Consider the following 15,563-nt stretch of genomic DNA (forward strand, 5'->3'; position numbering starts at 1 on the left):
GTGGCGGCCATGGCTGATCTTCCCCTCGCTCTCGTCACCGGCGCCACTCGCGGCATCGGCGCGGCGGTCGCCCGCGCGCTCGCCCCCACCCACCGGGTGCTGCTCGGCGGCCGCGACGCCGACGCACTCGGCGAACTCGCCGCCACGCTGCCCGGCGCCCGGGCGTGGCCGGTCGAGCTGACCGACGCCGAAGCACTGGAAGCGGCGACCGCCGAGTTCGGCGAACTGGACGTGCTGGTGCACTCGGCAGGCGTCGCGCGGCTCGGCACGGTCGAAACCGCCACGGACGCCGACTGGCGGGCGAACTTCGAGGTCAATGTCCTCGCGGTCGTCACGCTGACCCGTCAGCTGCTGCCGGCGTTGCGGTCCGCGAAGGGCCACGTCGTCGTGATCAACTCGGGTGCCGGGCACAACGCGCGTCCGGGCTGGGGTCCGTACGCGGCGAGTAAGTTCGCCGTCCGCGCCTTCGCCGACGCGTTGCGGGACGAAGAGACCACCCTGCGGGTGACGTCGATCTACCCCGGCCGTACGGACACCGAAATGCAGCAGACGATCATCGCCGCCGAAGGCCGCTCGTACGAGCCGGAACGCTTCCTGCGCCCCGAATCCGTCGCGGCCGCCGTACTCGCCGCGGTCTCCGCCACCGCCGACGCCCACCCGACGGACGTGACCCTCCGGCCACGAGGCCTGGTCTAGCCAGCGTCTGGCTCGCCTGCCGACGCGCAGTTCCGGCGCCCGCGCCCAATGTGGCATTGGTGGCACTCAGCGTCCCCAATGCCACATTGGAGACGCTGAGCGTCCCAAACTCGGCATTGGCCCGAGCCGCGTGGCTTTCAGGCACGCCTTCCCGAAATGCCAAGCCTCAGCCCAGTTGTCCACAACCCCTCACCATTGTGGACAACCCACCCCGACCAGCGCTTTCCCCCGATTCCCGCCAAGGAGTCCCGATAGACTGGCCTCGGAGCCCGCCCCCGGGGTCCAATGCCACTTACTCAGGGAGCTGCCCCGGTCGGACGAGCCTCATCGACCATCGCGCATCAGATCCACGGCGCGAACGCTGACGCGCAACTCGCCCGCGAGGACGGCAACTACACCGTCACCCACCCCAGTAGCCCTAAGTAAGTGGCCGCACCCTGGGACGGGAGGGGGCTGCGTAGGTGAGTCAAGAGCGCAGCCGGGCCGAGATTTCGGCGACTTCCGCTTGTACCTTCGCGCGGTCCACCCGCAGGGATTCGCCGTCGCCGACGACCTGTTCGCCGGCGACCCACACGTCGCGAACCCGGCGCGAACCCGCGGCCCACACCAAGTTCGAGAGCAGCTGCTCGTCCGGGACGTCGACGCCGGCCGCGAAGGCCGGGTCGTCGAGGTCGACGTGCACCAGGTCCGCCCACCGGCCGGTCTCCAGCGCGCCGATGTCGGTCCGGCCCAGCGCGTCCGCGCCGCCGCGGGTGCCGAGCAGGAACGCGTCGGCGGCGGTCAGCACGGTCGATTCGCCGGTGGCGAGCCGCGCGAACATCGCCGAGAGCTGCAGCTCCTCCCACAGGTCGATGTCGTCGTTCGACGCCGGGCCGTCCGTGCCCAGCCCGACGGCGACGCCTGCCTTTCGCAGCTCCGTCACCCGCGCGATGCCCGAAGCGAGTTTCGCGTTCGAGCCCGGGCAGTGCGCCATCCCGACCCCGCGCGCGGCGAACAGGGCGATGTCCTCGTCGGACAGGTGGACGGCGTGCGCGGCCAGCGTGCGGCCCCGCAGCATTCCGACCTTCTCCAGCAGCGCGGGCACCGAGCCGTGCTCCTCGCGCTGCTTGACGTCTTCGAGCGCCGCCTCCGCCACGTGGATCTGCACCAGCGCGCCGCGTTCGGCCGCCGATTCCGCGGTCGCGCGCAGCGCTTCGGTGTTCAGCATGTACGCCGAGTGCGGCCCGTAGCCGACCTCGATCCGCTCGCCGGGGCCGAACCGGAGACCGTCGGTGTCGATCCAGCTTTCGATGCTCTTCAGCATCGCGCGCCAGTCCATCCCCGGCAGTTCCATGATCGGCGGGCCGAGAATCACGCGGCCGCCGGTGGTGAGCACCGCGTCGGCGAGCTGTTCGCTTTCGAAGTACATCTCCGCGCTGGTCGTGACACCGTGCCGCAGCATCTCGACCGAGCCAAGCAGCATGCCGGTGCGGATGTCGGCGGGCTTCAGCTTCGCCTCGGTCGGCCAGATGATCTCGGTCAGCCACCGCAGCAGCGGCAGGTCGCCGCCCATCCCGCGCAGCAGCGTCATCGGGCTGTGTGCGTGCGCGTTGACCAGCCCTGGCAGGAGAAGACCGCTCAACCGGGTCACGGGAGCGGACGTTTCGGGAGCCCCGGACACGGGACCGACATGGGTGATCCGCCCCGCCTCGTCCACGTCGACCACGGCATCACGCAGCAGCGAACAGGCGGGGTCGGCGGGGAGAACGACAGGAGCGTGGAAACGGCGTTGCATGAAGGGAGCTTAGGTCAGTCGACGACGCCGCTCCGCCACGCCCAGGCCGCGATCTCCACCCGGTTCCGCGCACCCACCTTGCCCTGCACCGACGCCAGATGCGTCTTCACCGTCGACAGCGACAGGAACAGCTCGGCCCCGATCTCGGTGTTCGTCAGTCCCTTCGCGGCCGCCTTGACCACGTCGAGCTCCCGTGCGGTCAGCGGCTCCGAAGGCGGGCTGACGTCGCGTTTCACCGTCCCGCCGTCGAAATGCTTCAGCAGCCGGACGGTGATCTGCGGCGAGACCAGCGCGTCCCCGCGCGCGGCCGCGCGCACCGCCTCGATCAGCAGCGCGGGCCCGGCGTCCTTCAGCAGAAACCCGCTCGCGCCGTTCCGCAGTGCGGTGTGCACGTACTCGTCGAGGTCGAAGGTCGTGACCACCACCACCTTCAGCGGATCGGCGACGTCCGGGCCCGCCAGCTGCTTGGTGACCTCGAGCCCGTCGATCCCTGGCATGCGGATGTCCAGCAGACAGACGTCGGGGCGCAGTTCGCGCGCCTTCGCCACCGCCGAGACGCCGTCCGCCACGTCGGCGACCACCTCGATGTCGTCGTGGCTGTCCAGGATCATCCGGAAGCCGGTTCGCACCATGTCCTGGTCGTCGGCGATCAGTACCCGGATCACTCTTCTCCTTCAAGTGGTAGCCACGCTTCGACGCGCCATCCGCCGCCTGGCGCACGCCCGGCGGAAAGCCGGCCGCTCAGCAGGGCGACACGTTCGCGCATCCCGATCAGACCGTAGCCGCCCGACCCGCCGGCCGGACGGTGCTCCTGCTCGCGTCCGTCATCGGTCACCTGGAGGTGCAACTCCGTCCCGGAAACCTCGGCGATGACCAGCGCCTCCGTCGCGCCGGACGCGTGCTTGCCGACGTTCGTCAGCGACTCCTGCACCAGCCGCAACGCCGATCGCCCGACCTCGTGCGGCACGTTCGGCGGCAGTTCGAGCTTCATCGCCGTCTTCACGCCGTGGTTCGACCGTTCGATCAGCGTCCGCAGGTCGGCGGCGAGATCGGTGGTGGCCTGCTCGCTGAACTCGCTGCTCCCGGCCGGGGCGTCGCCGCGCATACTCCGCACGAGCCGCCGCATCGCCGCGAGCGCCTCCACCCCGGCGTCCTCGATCCGGCCCATCGCCTCGACCGCGATCTGCGGGTTCCGCTCGCCCATCAGCTTCGCCGCCTGTGCCTGCACGACGATCCCGGTGACGTGGTGCGCGACGACGTCGTGCAGTTCGCGCGCGAGCGCCATCCGCTCCGACGTCTGCGCGTCACTGATCGCCGACTGGATGACCTGCGTCCGCTCCGAGTCCCGCGAACGCAGCGCCAGGCCGACCGCCACCGAGATGCCGAGCAGCAGCAGCCCGGCGACCGCGAACCCGGCGATGTCGTCCGGGTCGGTCATGAGCCGGGGCGTCGGCCGGTTGGTGTTGAGAACGCAGGCGCCCGCCACCACCGCGGACAGTCCGGCGATCCGGGTCACGGCTTTGCTCAGCCCGACCGCGCGGACCAGGGTGACGACCAGCCCCATCCCCGCGACTATCTGCGTCCCCGGCACACCGCCGGGGGTCGGGTAGTCGTAGTCGAGCCGGAGGAAGGGCATCACCAGCGCCGAGAGCAGCATGACCGCGGTGAGCCCGACCATCGCGTCGGCCGGTCGACGGGGTGCGGCGATCGCGATGAACGCGGCGACGATCGAACAGGCCAGCACCGGCAGGCCGTGCGCCCTGCTGGCGTAGGTGAAGCTGAATTCCAGGATCAGCGCCAAGGCGAGCATGCCGATGAGCGGCCATTGCCCCAGCACCAGCTTGTTGATCTTCTGCAGCTTCTCGTAGCGTTTCGGATTCGCCGTGCGGTCGCGCCCGGGAATCGCGAAGACCAGCGTGCCGCCCAGCAGGACGCCGCCGAAAAGCATCGCCTGCGCCATGGTGCCGTTCGAGGTGCCGTCGAAGTTGGTGTACCGGCCGGACACCGCGGTCAAGGTGGCCATCACCAGGCCGGCGATCACGGCGGCCGCGACGCCCGGACGCGTCCGGCGGGCGGCGTAGAACAGGATTTCGACTCCCGCCACCACCTCGGTGATGGACAGGTGGGCGAGCACGCTCGAGTAGGTCGGGATGGTGAAATACCGGACGACCAGCGTGTAGGCCACCAGCACGACCGAAGCCGCGACGGCGGCCACCGCTGCCCGGTTCTGTGCCCAGAGCGCGCAGAACACCATCCCGAAGATGCCAGGGAACAGCAGCAGGTCGATACCGCGAGGGCCCGCCTGGTCGAACGCGGCGTCGGTGATGAAGAACAGGTCGAACGCGAGCGCGGCGAGCAGCACGACGGTGGGCATGCCGAGACGGCGCACGAGTGAACTCACGCGTGCGTAGAACTTGTTCTGGGATGGCCCCGCTGTCACACCGTGACGGTAGAGGATCCGCCGCCGTCCGCACCTTGGCCGACCGGCCCGGCCCGCATCGGCCGATCGGCCGATGCGGGGGTGATCAGCACTGGCCGTCTGCCCGAAGTGGACAGACAGCGGGTTCGCGAAGCTGATCGCGGCTGAAGTGCCCAAGGTCTTTCGATCTTTTGAAGTCGCGCCCCCTTTTCGACCGTCAGGTCCCGTGATCGTGATGGCAGGGCGCCCTTGAGTGGGAGGTAACGTGAATTCCGAAGCAGCGCCCTGGCAGCACGATCACGGCAGGCGCGACAACGGCGCGGTACTCGCCGGCCGTGGGCTGGTGAAGCGGTACGGCACGCAGTACGCGCTGGCCGGGATCGACATCGACATCCAGGCCGGTGACGCGGTCGCCATCGTCGGGCCCTCCGGCTCCGGCAAGACCTCCCTGCTGCACGTGCTCGCCGGGATTCTCCGCGCCGACTCCGGGCAGATCTTCCTCGCCGGGCAGCGGGTCGACCAGCTCAACGAGCGCAAACGCAGCGAACTGCGGCGGACCGAGTTCGGCTTCGTGTTCCAGTCCGGGATGCTCGTCGCCGAATTGAGCGCCGAGGAGAACGTCGCGCTGCCGTCGCTGCTGAGTGGCAAGGGCCGCAAGGAATCCATCGAGGCCGGCCGCGAATGGCTGGCGAAGCTCGGCCTCGAGGGCAAGGAGAAGCGCCGCCCCGGCGAGCTCTCCGGCGGTGAGGCGCAGCGTGTCGCGATCGCACGGGCGCTGACGCACCGGCCGAAGGTGATCTTCGCCGACGAGCCGACCGGCGCGCTCGACACCCGAACCGGCCGCGCCACCATGGACGCGCTGCTCGCGGCCGCCGCCGACAGTGGCGCCGCGGTGATCGTGGTGACCCACGACCGCGAACTCGCCGAAGCCATGCCGCGCACGGTCTCCATCCGCGACGGCCTGATCGCGACGAGGTTGGCTGCCTGATGAACAGCTTCCAGCTGGCCCTGCGGGTGCTCCGGGTCGACCGCCGGACCCGCATGTCGGCCATCCTCACCGCGGTCGGGGTCGCCGTCGCGACCAGTCTGGTGCTCCTGCTGGCGTCTCTCCCTGGCGCCACGCAGGCCCGCTCGCAGCGGGCGATCTGGCAGGACATCCACAGCTACTACTCCGAGTCGGGGCAGGCCCAGCGTCCGGCGCCGCTGCTGATGGCGGCGAACAAGGACTACTCGGGTGACCGCGAGATCATCCGCGTCGACATCGCCCAGACCGGCACCTCACCGATGCTCAGCCTGCCGCCGGGCATCCCGAAGCTGCCGGCCCCCGGCGAGTCGATCGTTTCGCCCGAACTCGGAAAACTGATCCAGTCGACGCCGCAGGTCCAGCTCGGGGACCGGTTCGGCAAGCTCGTCGACTCGCTCGGTCCGGATTCGCTGATGTATCCGGAGCAGCTGGTCGCCGTCGTCGGCCACACCCCGGAGTCGATGCCGCAGTCGGCGCAGGCCGCGGACGGCTTCCCCGACAAGCAGGCCAAGCCCGACCCGCTCCTCGAACTACTCGCCTGGGTCGGCGTCATCGTCCTGCTCGTGCCGAGCCTGGTGCTCGTCGCGTCTTCGGCCCGGCTCACCGCCACGCGGCGTGAGCTGCGGATGGCGGCACTGCGGCTGGCAGGCGCGACCCCGGCGCAGGTGACGAAGATCGTCGCCGCCGAGACCGCGTTGTCCGCGGTCGTCGGCGCCCTGCTCGGCATCCTCGTGGCACCGGCACTGCAGGGCCTCTCGACGTTCGTCCCCTGGGGCGGCGGAACCTGGCTCGCGTCGGACTTCAGCCTTTCGCTCGGCTCGACCATCGCGGTCGCCGTGGCGATCCCGCTCCTGGTCGTCCTCGCCGGGGTCCTCGGTATCCGCCGCGTGCTGAAGACGCCGCTGTTCGCGGCTTCGGCGCACGCGCGCAAGCCGTTGCACTGGTGGCGGCTGCTCGCGGTACCCGTGGCCGGTGCCTTCTTCCTCTTCGCGGTCAGCCAGGACAACGCCAGCTTGCCGATGGTGATGTTCGGCCTGTTCCTGCTGGTCGCGTCGGCCGCGATCATCGGGCCGTGGGTCACCTCGGCGGTGGGCGGCACGTTCGTCCGCATCTGGCGCAAACCGGCGTCGCTGCTGGCCGGGCGCAGGCTCCGTGACGACCCGAAGAGCGCTTACCGGGCCACGGCGGGTGTCGTGCTCGCGGTCTTCACCGGTTCGATGGCACTCACGCTGCTGCCCTCGTTCGAGTCGATGGCGGGCGGCGGGCGGACCTTCAAGGACAACGTCCTCTACGCCGAGGCCGATGCGACCCACTCGCAGCAGATCGTGGAGGAAACCAACGCCTCCCTCGCCCGCAACGGGATCGCCGACAAGGCCGTCGCGGTCGGCCAGGTCTACCTGTCCACCGGCGAGGTGGGGACCCGCGACCAGACACTGAACCGGGCCTTCGTGATGACCTGCGAGGACGCCACGAAGCTGCTGCGGGTGAACATCGGCGGCTCCTGCCGGCCTGGCCCCGCGATCTACAGCAGCTCCAAGATCGACCCGGCGTCGTACCGCGTGACGCCGGACTACGACAAGGCCGGTACTCAGCTCGGGAACGTCCCGGCGCACACGTTCCCCCAGTCCGAAGAGGACACGTACGGCACGATCGTCATCGACCCGGCCCTGCTGCCCGCGGACGTCGAACCGGAGCGCCTCGACGTGGTCGTGCCGACGACGCAGGCGAACGGCGAGGTCGTGCGGACCGCGCTGGTCGGGGCGGCACCGGGCCAGGAGATCGGCAGCCGCGGCTTGCGCCTGGTCAGCCAGCAGCAGGAACTCGCCGACCTGCGCCGGGTCACCGTGATCGGCCTGATCGCCGCCGGTGTGCTCGCCGGCTGCAGCGCGGCCGTGGCGACCGCCGGTTCGGTGATGGACCGCCGTCGCACCTTCGGGGCGCTCATCGCGGCCGGGACCCCGGTCCGGGTGCTGGCGAGGGCGCTGCGGATGGAGGCGGCCCTGCCCGCGATGGTGGCCACCATCGGCGCGGGAGTGGTCGGGATCGGAGTCGGCATGGGGCTCTACAGCATGGTCGAAAAGGACCCGGTCGTGCTGAGCCCGTGGCTGCTGGCGCCCGTGGTGCTGGGAATCGGGGTGGCGTTGCTCGGCGCATCCGTCTCGACCCCGGCGCTCAAGCGGGTGCAGTCGGAGCCGCTGGCCGACGAGTAAAAGGTTCGCCCGAATGGCGTCATGCCACTGGGGCGGACGGGTCTCGTGGGTGGAGTCGCTGGTTACACCCACGAGCCGGGTGCTCGGTCGTCCCTCCGTCGGGGGAGGGATGAACGGGCGCCGGGGACGCGCAGGGGGCTTCCCAAGGCGCGGGGTGTGACGAAAGGGCCGGTCAGGACGTGGGGACGTCCTGACCGGCCCTTTCAGTCGTTTTCAGACTCGCTCGAAGATCAGATCGTGCGAGACGCGCCCCTCGACGTCGGCGCGGTTCTCGAACTTGGTGACCGGGCGCCACTCCGGCCGCGGGGCCCAGCCGCCGGGGTCGCCGGCGTGGCGGTTGCGCAGGAGAGGCTCGGCCGAGCAGACCTCCAGCATCTGCTCCGCGTAGTTCTCCCAGTCGGTCGCCATGTGGAAGGTCCCGCCCGGCGCGAGCCGCGAGGCCACCAGCGAGACGAACTCCGGCTGCACGATCCGCCGCTTGTGGTGGCGCTTCTTCGGCCACGGGTCCGGGAAGAACAGCCGGACCCCGGACAGCGAGCCCGGCTCGACGTGCGAAGTCAGCAGCACGACGGCGTCACCGTGCATCAGCCGCAGGTTCGTCACCCCGAGCTTCTCCGCGCGTAGCATCAGCTGGCCCAGCCCGGGGTCGTACACCTCGACCGCGACGTAGTTGAGGTCCGGTGCGGCGGCCGCGAGCTGGGACGTGGTCTCGCCCATACCCGAGCCGATCTCCACCATGACCGGGGCCCGCCTGCCGAACCAGTCGTCGAAATCCACCTCGCCTTCGGGCAGTTCGCCGACCGTGCGGCCGAGCGACGGCCAGAGTTCGTCCCACGCTCGCTGCTGCCCGACGGTCATCCGGCCGCCGCGGTTGACATAGCTGACCACGCTGCGCATCCGTGGCTGGTCCTCGTTTTCCACCCGCTCATTAAACGTGGGTGCTGTGCTCATCGGCGAACCGCATGGCGGTGGCACAGCGGGTTCGTCCGCGGTTGATTTGCGCGGCGCGCCCTTCTGCTCCGCCTGTCGTCCTTACCGGACCGCTTCGAACTCTCCCAGCCGTGCCCGCAGGCCGGCGAATCCGGCGACCGCGATCGGCGGCGGCGTCGTACTGGAATGGGCGGGGAGAACGTCGATCCAGCCGTCGTGGCGGCTGGTGTTCAGCACCGTGGTCGGGATCGAATGCCCGGATGCTCCGCGTTCGGAAGGTATGAACTCCCAGTAGCCGGATTCTCCGTCCGCGGCCCACGGGACGAATTCCCACCCGGGACGTCTGCCGAGCAGGCCCGCGATGCGATCTTCGATGCGGAAACCGAGTTCCCGCGATTCGAGCCTGCCTTCCACGACGGCGCGAAGCCACCACGGCGCGGGGATTTCGCCGTGCATTCCACTCGACGCGCGGTACAGCGCGACAACGAGATCTTCGGGCGCGCGATGCACCCAGGCGCGGCGAATGTCGGATGGCCGGGTCGCGGACGCCACCGTGCGGGGCAGTTCGATCGCCTGTGACCATTCGAGATCGAGCATGGGCTCGAGCCGGGGCGGCATACTTTCCGTGCGGGCTTGCGGGATCGTGCGTTCCACTCCCTGATCGGAATCCACCGTCAAGGATCACCTCCGAGGCTGAGAGCCGAGAAAGTAGGCTCATACCGAGCATTGCCCGATCAGGAACAGTATGTCCGCTTCCTGTGAGAGAAGCCACAGGCTCTTAACGTGGACTTAACTCCTTTGGAGGCGGTAAAAGCTCACGCGTCCCGCCGGTGGGTGATCATCAGTCCGGCCGCATAGACAATCACGCAGATACCAGCGAAATAAGCCAAATAGCCCCAAGCTCCCATCGGCGGTTCGAGTTTCAGCATCGAAACCGTCAGATCCGGGCCCGAGAACTGATTCGCCGCGAAGAACGGCATCCACTGGTAGATGTCGTCGCCGATGTTCGGAATCAGCATGACGAGACCTTCGACCAACTGCGTCCAGACCAACGCGAACCCGAGGGCGAACGCGGGGCTGCGGAACAGCAGGCCGAGTCCGACGCCGAGCAACCCGGTCAGCAGGAAGGTCAGCCCCTGGCCCGCCACCGCGCGCCAGTCGGCGCCGGAGGCCAGCCCTAGGTCGGAGGCCGGTTTGATCAGGTAGGCGACAGCCCATGAGCCGAAGCCCACCAGCAGCCCGATCAGGGCCGAGAACACTCCGACGACGGCGCCCTTCGCCAGCAGGGCGGGCACGCGGGACGGCACCGCCTGGAAGGTGAGTTTCATCGTGCCCCAGTTGAACTCCGTCGCCGCCGCGAGGATGGCGAGGATCAGCACCACGGTGCGGCCGAGCGCACTGGCGATCTGGGTCGAACCGACACCGGTCTGTCCCTCCAACGGAACGAAACCGAAGAACAACGCGGTGTAGGCGAGCGCGACCACGATCGCGATGGCCGCGCACCACCAGGGCGCGCGCGTGCTCAGCAGCTTGATCCGCTCGGCGCGGAGCATGTTCGCCGCGGTCATCGGGCGACCTCCGGGACCTGGCCGGTGCCGTATTCGACGGCTTCGGCGGTGAGTTGCATGTACGCGTTTTCGAGCGAACCGGTGAGCGGCTTGAGTTCGTGGAGGGTCGCGCCCGCGGCGAAGGCGAGTTCGCCGATGTCGTCGCTGTCCATTTCGGACACGATGAGCGCGCCGTCCTCCTCGCGGAATTCGGTGCCCTTCTCGGTCAGCGCCGTCCGCAGTTCGGGCAGGTGCGGGCTGCGGACCCGCACGCCGAGGCTCTTCGCGCGGCCGACGAAGTCCTCCATCGTGCCCTGGTAGATCAGCTTCCCCCGGCCGATCACGACGAGGTCTTGCGCGGTCTGCGCCATCTCCGGCAGCAGGTGGCTGGACACGAACACGGAGCGGCCCTCGGCGGCGAGCGCGTGCATCAGCTGCCGGATCCACACGATGCCCTCGGGGTCGAGCCCGTTGACCGGTTCGTCGAACAGCAGCACCCGTGGGTCGCCGAGCAAGGCCGTCGCGATCCCGAGCCGCTGCGACATGCCGAGCGAGAACTGCCCGGCCCGTTTGCGGGCGACCGACTCCAGCCCGACCAGCCGGAGCACCTCGTCGACGCGTTTGTCCGGCAGGCCGTTGGTCGCGGCGACCCACCGCAGGTGCTCGCGGGCCGTGCGGCCGGGATGACGCCAAGTGGCGTCGAGCATCGCGCCGACCGTCCGAAGTGGATCACGGAGTTCCCGGTAGGACTTGCCGTCGATGGTCACCGAGCCCGACGTGGGATTGTCGAGGCCGAGGATCATCCGCATCGTGGTGGACTTGCCTGCCCCGTTCGGCCCGAGGAACCCTGTCACGCGCCCTGTTTCGGCGGTGAAGGAAAGGTCGTCGACGGCGGTTTTTGCGCCGTAGCGTTTCGTGAGTTTGGTGGCTTCGATCATCGGCCCTCCCTCCAGTGGATTACGACATTACCCAACGTGGTGCCTTGCGGCCCGACAGGAAAGGACCGGGCTGCCCCCCGACAGGCGGCCCGGTCCTTGTTCCCCTTTTCTCCCCGTCCGGTCGCACCGCTCCCCCGAGCCTGGCGACCGGCTTTCTCCCCGGTGGAGGTTCCTTACGCGTCGCGCTTGTTCGCGACGACCAGCGAGATGGTCAGCAGCACCAGCGCGAAACCGGCGAAGTAGGCCAGTGCCCCGCCTTGGCTCAACGCCGACTCGGACGCGGCGGGCCCCGCACCGTTGAGGAACCTGTCGGCGACGCGGAACGGCATCCACTCGTAGATGTCCTTGCCGATCTTCGGGATGAGCTGGATCAGGTTCTCCACCGCGAGGGCGTAGATCAGCAGGAGCGAAATGGCGCCGGCGCTGTGCCGGATCAGGACGCCGAGGGCGACCGCGATCACCGAGGCGAGGGCGAACACCACACCCACCCCGGCGACGCTGATCCACTCCGCGGTGGTGTTCAGCGTGAGATCTTCCGGCCGCATGACCGAGGCGAGGCCCCAGGCGCCGAACGCGGCGATCTCGCCGATCACGAACGACAGCATCGCGACGACGCCGGTCTTGGCCAGCAGCGCCGAGGTGCGGTTCGGCACGGCCTGGAAGGTGGTCCGGATGGTGCTGAAGCGGTATTCGGTGGTCACCGAAAGCGCGGCGAGCACCATGATCACGGCCATGCCGAAGCCGTAGCCGAACTGGGTCAGGCTGACGTCGGTGAGTTCACCGGCGGGTGCGGCGCCGGCGACGATGGCGGCGAAACCGATCACGACAGCGAGGGCGGCCAGCGCGCACCACCAGGGCGAGCGTGTGGTGAACAGCTTGATGCGTTCCACAGCGAGCAGAGTCATGGCTTTTCTTTCCTCGGCAGTGTTGAAAAGAGTGAGTGGCTACTGGGCGGCGGCGACCACTTCGGCGGCTTCGGCTTCGAGACCGGTGTGGTACTCGACCGAATCGCCGGTGATCTGCATGAAGGCCTGCTCCAGGGAGCCGGTCTGCGGGCTGAGCTCGTGCAGCACGATCTGGTTGGCCGCGGCGATTTCGCCGATCTTGTCGCTGTCCATACCGGACACGACGAGCGACTTGTCGACGTCGGTGACCTGTGCGCTCGCCCGCGTCAGCGCGGCGCGCAGCGCGGGCAGTTGCGGCGATCGGACCTTGACCGTGTTCTCGGCGGCCCGCGCCACGAAGTCCTCGGTGGAGGACTGGGAGATCAGCTGCCCCTTGCCGATCACGACCAGGTGGCTCGCGGTGAGCGCCATCTCCGAAAGCAGGTGCGAGGAAACCAGCACCGTGCGGCCTTCGTCGGCCAGCCGGTGCATGAACTTCCGGATCCAGAGGATGCCCTCGGGGTCGAGGCCGTTGACCGGCTCGTCGAAGAGGAGGACCTCCGGGTCGCCAAGCAGGGCCGCCGCGATCCCCAGTCGCTGCGACATGCCGAGGGAGAAACCACCGGCGCGTTTTCCGGCGACGCTGGTGAGCCCGACGGTTTCGAGCACCTCGTCGACCCTGGCCGCCGGGATCTTGTTGGACTTCGCCATCCACTGCAGGTGCGCCCGCGCCGACCGGTTGGGGTGCACCCACTTGGCGTCCAGCAGTGCGCCGACCGTCCGCAGCGGGTCCTTCAGCTCGCGGTAGAGCTTGCCCCCGATGCGCACCTCACCCGAGGTCGGGTTGTCGAGGCCGAGGATCATGCGCATGGTCGTCGACTTGCCCGCCCCGTTGGGGCCGAGGAATCCAGTGACCTTCCCTCCCTCGACGGAAAAGGACAGGTTGTTCACCGCCAGTGTCTTGCCGTACCGCTTGGTGAGGCCCACTGCCTCGATCATGTCTGCTCCCCTCGGCGACTGCGAAAGCAATCGTCGTCCATGTGGGTGGCCGAGCGCGTCATCCTGAGGTGCCAACCTGATACCCGACCTGAGTCGTAGCTTGCCGTCTTCCGGCGGCGTACGCGATCGGTGACACCCCTGAGTGTGACCCTGAATCGCCAGGGATATTGAACCATGGTTCAATAACTGCGTGGCGAGACCTCGCACCATCACCGACGAACGACTGCTGAAGGCGGCGGAAATCGTCATCGGCATGGTCGGCCCGGGTTTCACGCTGGCCCAGGTGGCCGCCGAGGCCGGGGTCGCGGTCGGCACGGTCGCGCAGCGGTTCGGCTCCAAAAACGGCCTTCTGCAGGCGTTGAGCAAGCTGAACACGCGGTCGGTCGTAGGGAGGATGCGGGAATGCGGCGAGCTGGCCGATCCCGTGGAAGGTCTGCGGGCGGCGGTGGTCGTGATCTACGAGGGCATGGGTTCGGCGGAAACCGCGGCGAACCACCTCGGGCAGCTGGGGGTGGACATCGGGGATCCGGAACTCCGTGCCCTGCTCGGCGAGCATTTCACCGCCGTGGAAGCGGAATTGCGACGGCTGGTGCGGGTCGCGGCGCGTGCCCTGCCGGGTGCGCCGGGTGTCGTCCGTGCGGCGCGAGTGCTGCTGGGGGTGGCGAACGGGGCCGCGCTGGACTGGTCGATCCGGCCGAAGGGCCGCTACGTCGACCGCGTGGGGCAAGACATGGACGCGGTGCTGACCGCGTGGAAAGGGGTGTCCTGAGTGGAACAGAAAGTGGCAGTGGTCGCGGGGGCGACCCGAGGATGTGGCCGGGCGATCGCGGTGGAGCTGGGCAGGCTCGGCTGGACGGTGTTCGTCACCGGCCGCACGACGCGGGAGCACCAGTCGCCGATGAAGCGGTCGGAGACGATCGAGGACACGGCGGAACTCGTCGACGCGGCGGGTGGCTGGGGAATCCCGGTCCGGACCGATTTCACCAAGGTGTCCGATGCGGACGCACTGCGGGCGCGGATCGAGTCCGAAGTGGACGGTCGGATCGACCTCCTCGTCGACGACGTCTGGGGCGGTGACCCGTTCGCGGACTTCGAGCGGGCGTACTGGGACTCCAGCCTCGACGACGCGCTCACGCTGGTGCACAACGCGATCGACACGCATCTGATCGCGTTGCACCGGCTTCTCCCGCTGGTCGTGCGGCGGGAGGGTGGTCTCGTCATCGAGGTCACCGACGGGGATCACGACGAGTACGTCGGCGCGGGGATCCCGTATTTCCTCGCGAAGTCCGGCATCCGCGCGATCGGCCGGGCGCTGGGGGCGGAACTGGAGAAGTACGAGTGCGTCGGCATGACCGTGACGCCAGGCTTCCTGCGGTCCGAGTCGATGCTGGACCACTTCGAGGTCACCGAGGAGACCTGGCGGGACGCGGTGGGCAAGACCGCGCCGGTCGACTTCGCCATCTCGGAGACCCCGACGCTGCTCGGGCGGGGCGTCGCGAAACTGGCGACCGATCCGGAGGTCTCGCGGTTCGCGGGCAAGACGCTGGCCTCGTGGACGTTGATGAACGAATACGGCCTGACCGACGTCGACGGCTCACGCCCCGACTTCGGCAAGTGGATGGCCGAAGTCAGGGACGCGGGCAAGGACCCGGAGACGGCGGACCACGCTCTGTACCGCTGAGTCACCGTGCCGGCCGGGAACTACTTCTTCCCGGCCAGCACGTCCAGGTAGTGCTGGTTGAACATGACGCCGAGGACGTTGCCGAACGGGTCGACGACCGCCCCGGTGACGAAGCCCGGCCCGCGCTCGATGATCGGCTCGTACTCTTTCGCGCCCTTCTCGAGCAGTGTCGCGAAGGCGTCCTCGACGTTGTCGACGGCCCAGTTCGCGATCGCTCCGCCAGGACCCGGCTGGGCCGTCGCCGGCCGGTAGTCGCCCCGGACCAGGCCGAACTCGTGCTGGTAGTCGCCGATCCGGAACTCGACGTAAGCGGGCTTCTCGTCGGGACCGTTGCGGACGAAGTACGGCTCGACCCCGAAGAGGTCGGAGTACCACTCGATCGCCGCGGTCATGTCGTCGGCGTAGAACGTGGTGGTGGTGAGTCCTCGCAGCATTTCCGTCTCCTCCGGTAAGTGGCTCTG

The 15,563-nt window shown here is 69.0% G+C and carries 15 protein-coding genes; 5 read left to right on the forward strand and 10 right to left on the reverse strand.

The window, feature by feature from the left end:
* The first annotated feature begins 9 nt into the window (after positions 1-9).
* Positions 10-696 carry an SDR family oxidoreductase gene (locus tag ACM6LU_RS06690; protein ID WP_414936659.1) on the forward strand — a complete coding sequence of 229 codons (687 nt, stop codon included), beginning with the start codon at positions 10-12 and terminating at the stop codon, positions 694-696.
* Positions 697-1,162: 466 nt separating this feature from the next.
* On the opposite strand, the gene ACM6LU_RS06695 is transcribed toward ACM6LU_RS06690, so the two are convergent.
* Genes ACM6LU_RS06695 through ACM6LU_RS06705 form a run of 3 tightly spaced genes read right to left on the reverse strand, consistent with a single transcriptional unit; the run spans position 1,163 to position 4,910 of the window.
* Complete coding sequence (locus tag ACM6LU_RS06695; RefSeq protein WP_414936660.1) at positions 1,163-2,470, reverse strand: amidohydrolase family protein; 1,308 nt, start codon at positions 2,468-2,470, stop codon at positions 1,163-1,165.
* 14 nt (positions 2,471-2,484) lie between these two features.
* Entirely contained in the window at positions 2,485-3,135 is a 651-nt protein-coding gene (locus tag ACM6LU_RS06700; protein ID WP_414936661.1) for a response regulator, read from the reverse strand.
* Positions 3,132-4,910 carry a sensor histidine kinase gene (locus ACM6LU_RS06705; RefSeq protein ID WP_414936662.1) on the reverse strand — a complete coding sequence of 593 codons (1,779 nt, stop codon included), beginning with the start codon at positions 4,908-4,910 and terminating at the stop codon, positions 3,132-3,134. Before ACM6LU_RS06705 ends, ACM6LU_RS06700 begins: the two co-directional genes overlap by 4 nt.
* A gap of 244 nt (positions 4,911-5,154) precedes the next feature.
* Here ACM6LU_RS06705 and ACM6LU_RS06710 point away from each other — a divergent pair, with 244 nt between their 5' ends.
* Together ACM6LU_RS06710 and ACM6LU_RS06715 are read left to right on the forward strand one after the other, a co-directional pair.
* On the forward strand, positions 5,155-5,877 hold the full coding sequence (locus ACM6LU_RS06710) for an ABC transporter ATP-binding protein (protein ID WP_414936663.1): 723 nt from the start codon (positions 5,155-5,157) through the stop codon (positions 5,875-5,877).
* Positions 5,877-8,123, forward strand: coding sequence for an FtsX-like permease family protein (locus tag ACM6LU_RS06715; RefSeq protein WP_414936664.1), 2,247 nt, complete (start codon positions 5,877-5,879; stop codon positions 8,121-8,123). The genes ACM6LU_RS06710 and ACM6LU_RS06715 overlap by 1 nt, the downstream gene beginning before the upstream one ends.
* Positions 8,124-8,336: 213 nt before the next feature.
* Here the strand turns inward: ACM6LU_RS06715 and trmB are convergent, their stop codons facing one another.
* The 6 genes from trmB to ACM6LU_RS06745 all read right to left on the reverse strand — a co-directional run bounded on the left by trmB (position 8,337) and on the right by ACM6LU_RS06745 (position 13,421).
* Positions 8,337-9,020: a tRNA (guanosine(46)-N7)-methyltransferase TrmB gene (trmB, locus tag ACM6LU_RS06720; RefSeq protein WP_414937106.1), complete on the reverse strand. Its 684-nt coding sequence runs from the start codon at positions 9,018-9,020 to the stop codon at positions 8,337-8,339.
* Between the two features lie 135 nt (positions 9,021-9,155).
* Positions 9,156-9,707 (reverse strand): hypothetical protein, encoded by a 552-nt coding sequence (locus ACM6LU_RS06725; RefSeq protein WP_414937107.1) that lies wholly within the window; start codon positions 9,705-9,707, stop codon positions 9,156-9,158.
* A gap of 161 nt (positions 9,708-9,868) precedes the next feature.
* On the reverse strand, positions 9,869-10,621 hold the full coding sequence (locus ACM6LU_RS06730; RefSeq protein WP_414936665.1) for a hypothetical protein: 753 nt from the start codon (positions 10,619-10,621) through the stop codon (positions 9,869-9,871).
* A complete protein-coding gene (locus ACM6LU_RS06735) occupies positions 10,618-11,538 on the reverse strand; it encodes an ABC transporter ATP-binding protein (RefSeq protein WP_414936666.1) in 921 nt (306 codons plus the stop codon). The genes ACM6LU_RS06730 and ACM6LU_RS06735 overlap by 4 nt, the downstream gene beginning before the upstream one ends.
* 173 nt (positions 11,539-11,711) lie before the next feature.
* On the reverse strand, positions 11,712-12,443 hold the full coding sequence (locus ACM6LU_RS06740) for an ABC transporter permease (protein ID WP_414936667.1): 732 nt from the start codon (positions 12,441-12,443) through the stop codon (positions 11,712-11,714).
* Positions 12,444-12,482: 39 nt separating this feature from the next.
* Positions 12,483-13,421, reverse strand: a complete 939-nt coding sequence (locus tag ACM6LU_RS06745; protein WP_414936668.1) for an ABC transporter ATP-binding protein — start codon at positions 13,419-13,421, stop codon at positions 12,483-12,485.
* Positions 13,422-13,611: 190 nt separating this feature from the next.
* Between ACM6LU_RS06745 and ACM6LU_RS06750 the strand changes: the two genes are divergently transcribed.
* Together ACM6LU_RS06750 and ACM6LU_RS06755 are read left to right on the forward strand one after the other, a co-directional pair.
* The gene (locus ACM6LU_RS06750; protein WP_414936669.1) at positions 13,612-14,190 is read left to right on the forward strand and encodes a TetR/AcrR family transcriptional regulator; all 579 of its coding nucleotides are present in this window, start codon (positions 13,612-13,614) and stop codon (positions 14,188-14,190) included.
* Positions 14,191-15,102 carry an SDR family NAD(P)-dependent oxidoreductase gene (locus ACM6LU_RS06755; RefSeq protein WP_414936670.1) on the forward strand — a complete coding sequence of 304 codons (912 nt, stop codon included), beginning with the start codon at positions 14,191-14,193 and terminating at the stop codon, positions 15,100-15,102.
* A gap of 20 nt (positions 15,103-15,122) precedes the next feature.
* Here the strand turns inward: ACM6LU_RS06755 and ACM6LU_RS06760 are convergent, their stop codons facing one another.
* Positions 15,123-15,536 (reverse strand): VOC family protein, encoded by a 414-nt coding sequence (locus ACM6LU_RS06760; RefSeq protein ID WP_414936671.1) that lies wholly within the window; start codon positions 15,534-15,536, stop codon positions 15,123-15,125.
* Positions 15,537-15,563: the final 27 nt, after the last annotated feature.

Origin of the sequence: Amycolatopsis sp. cmx-11-51, assembly GCF_047608665.1 — a bacterium.
In the GTDB taxonomy this organism is placed as follows: Bacteria; Actinomycetota; Actinomycetes; order Mycobacteriales; family Pseudonocardiaceae; genus Amycolatopsis.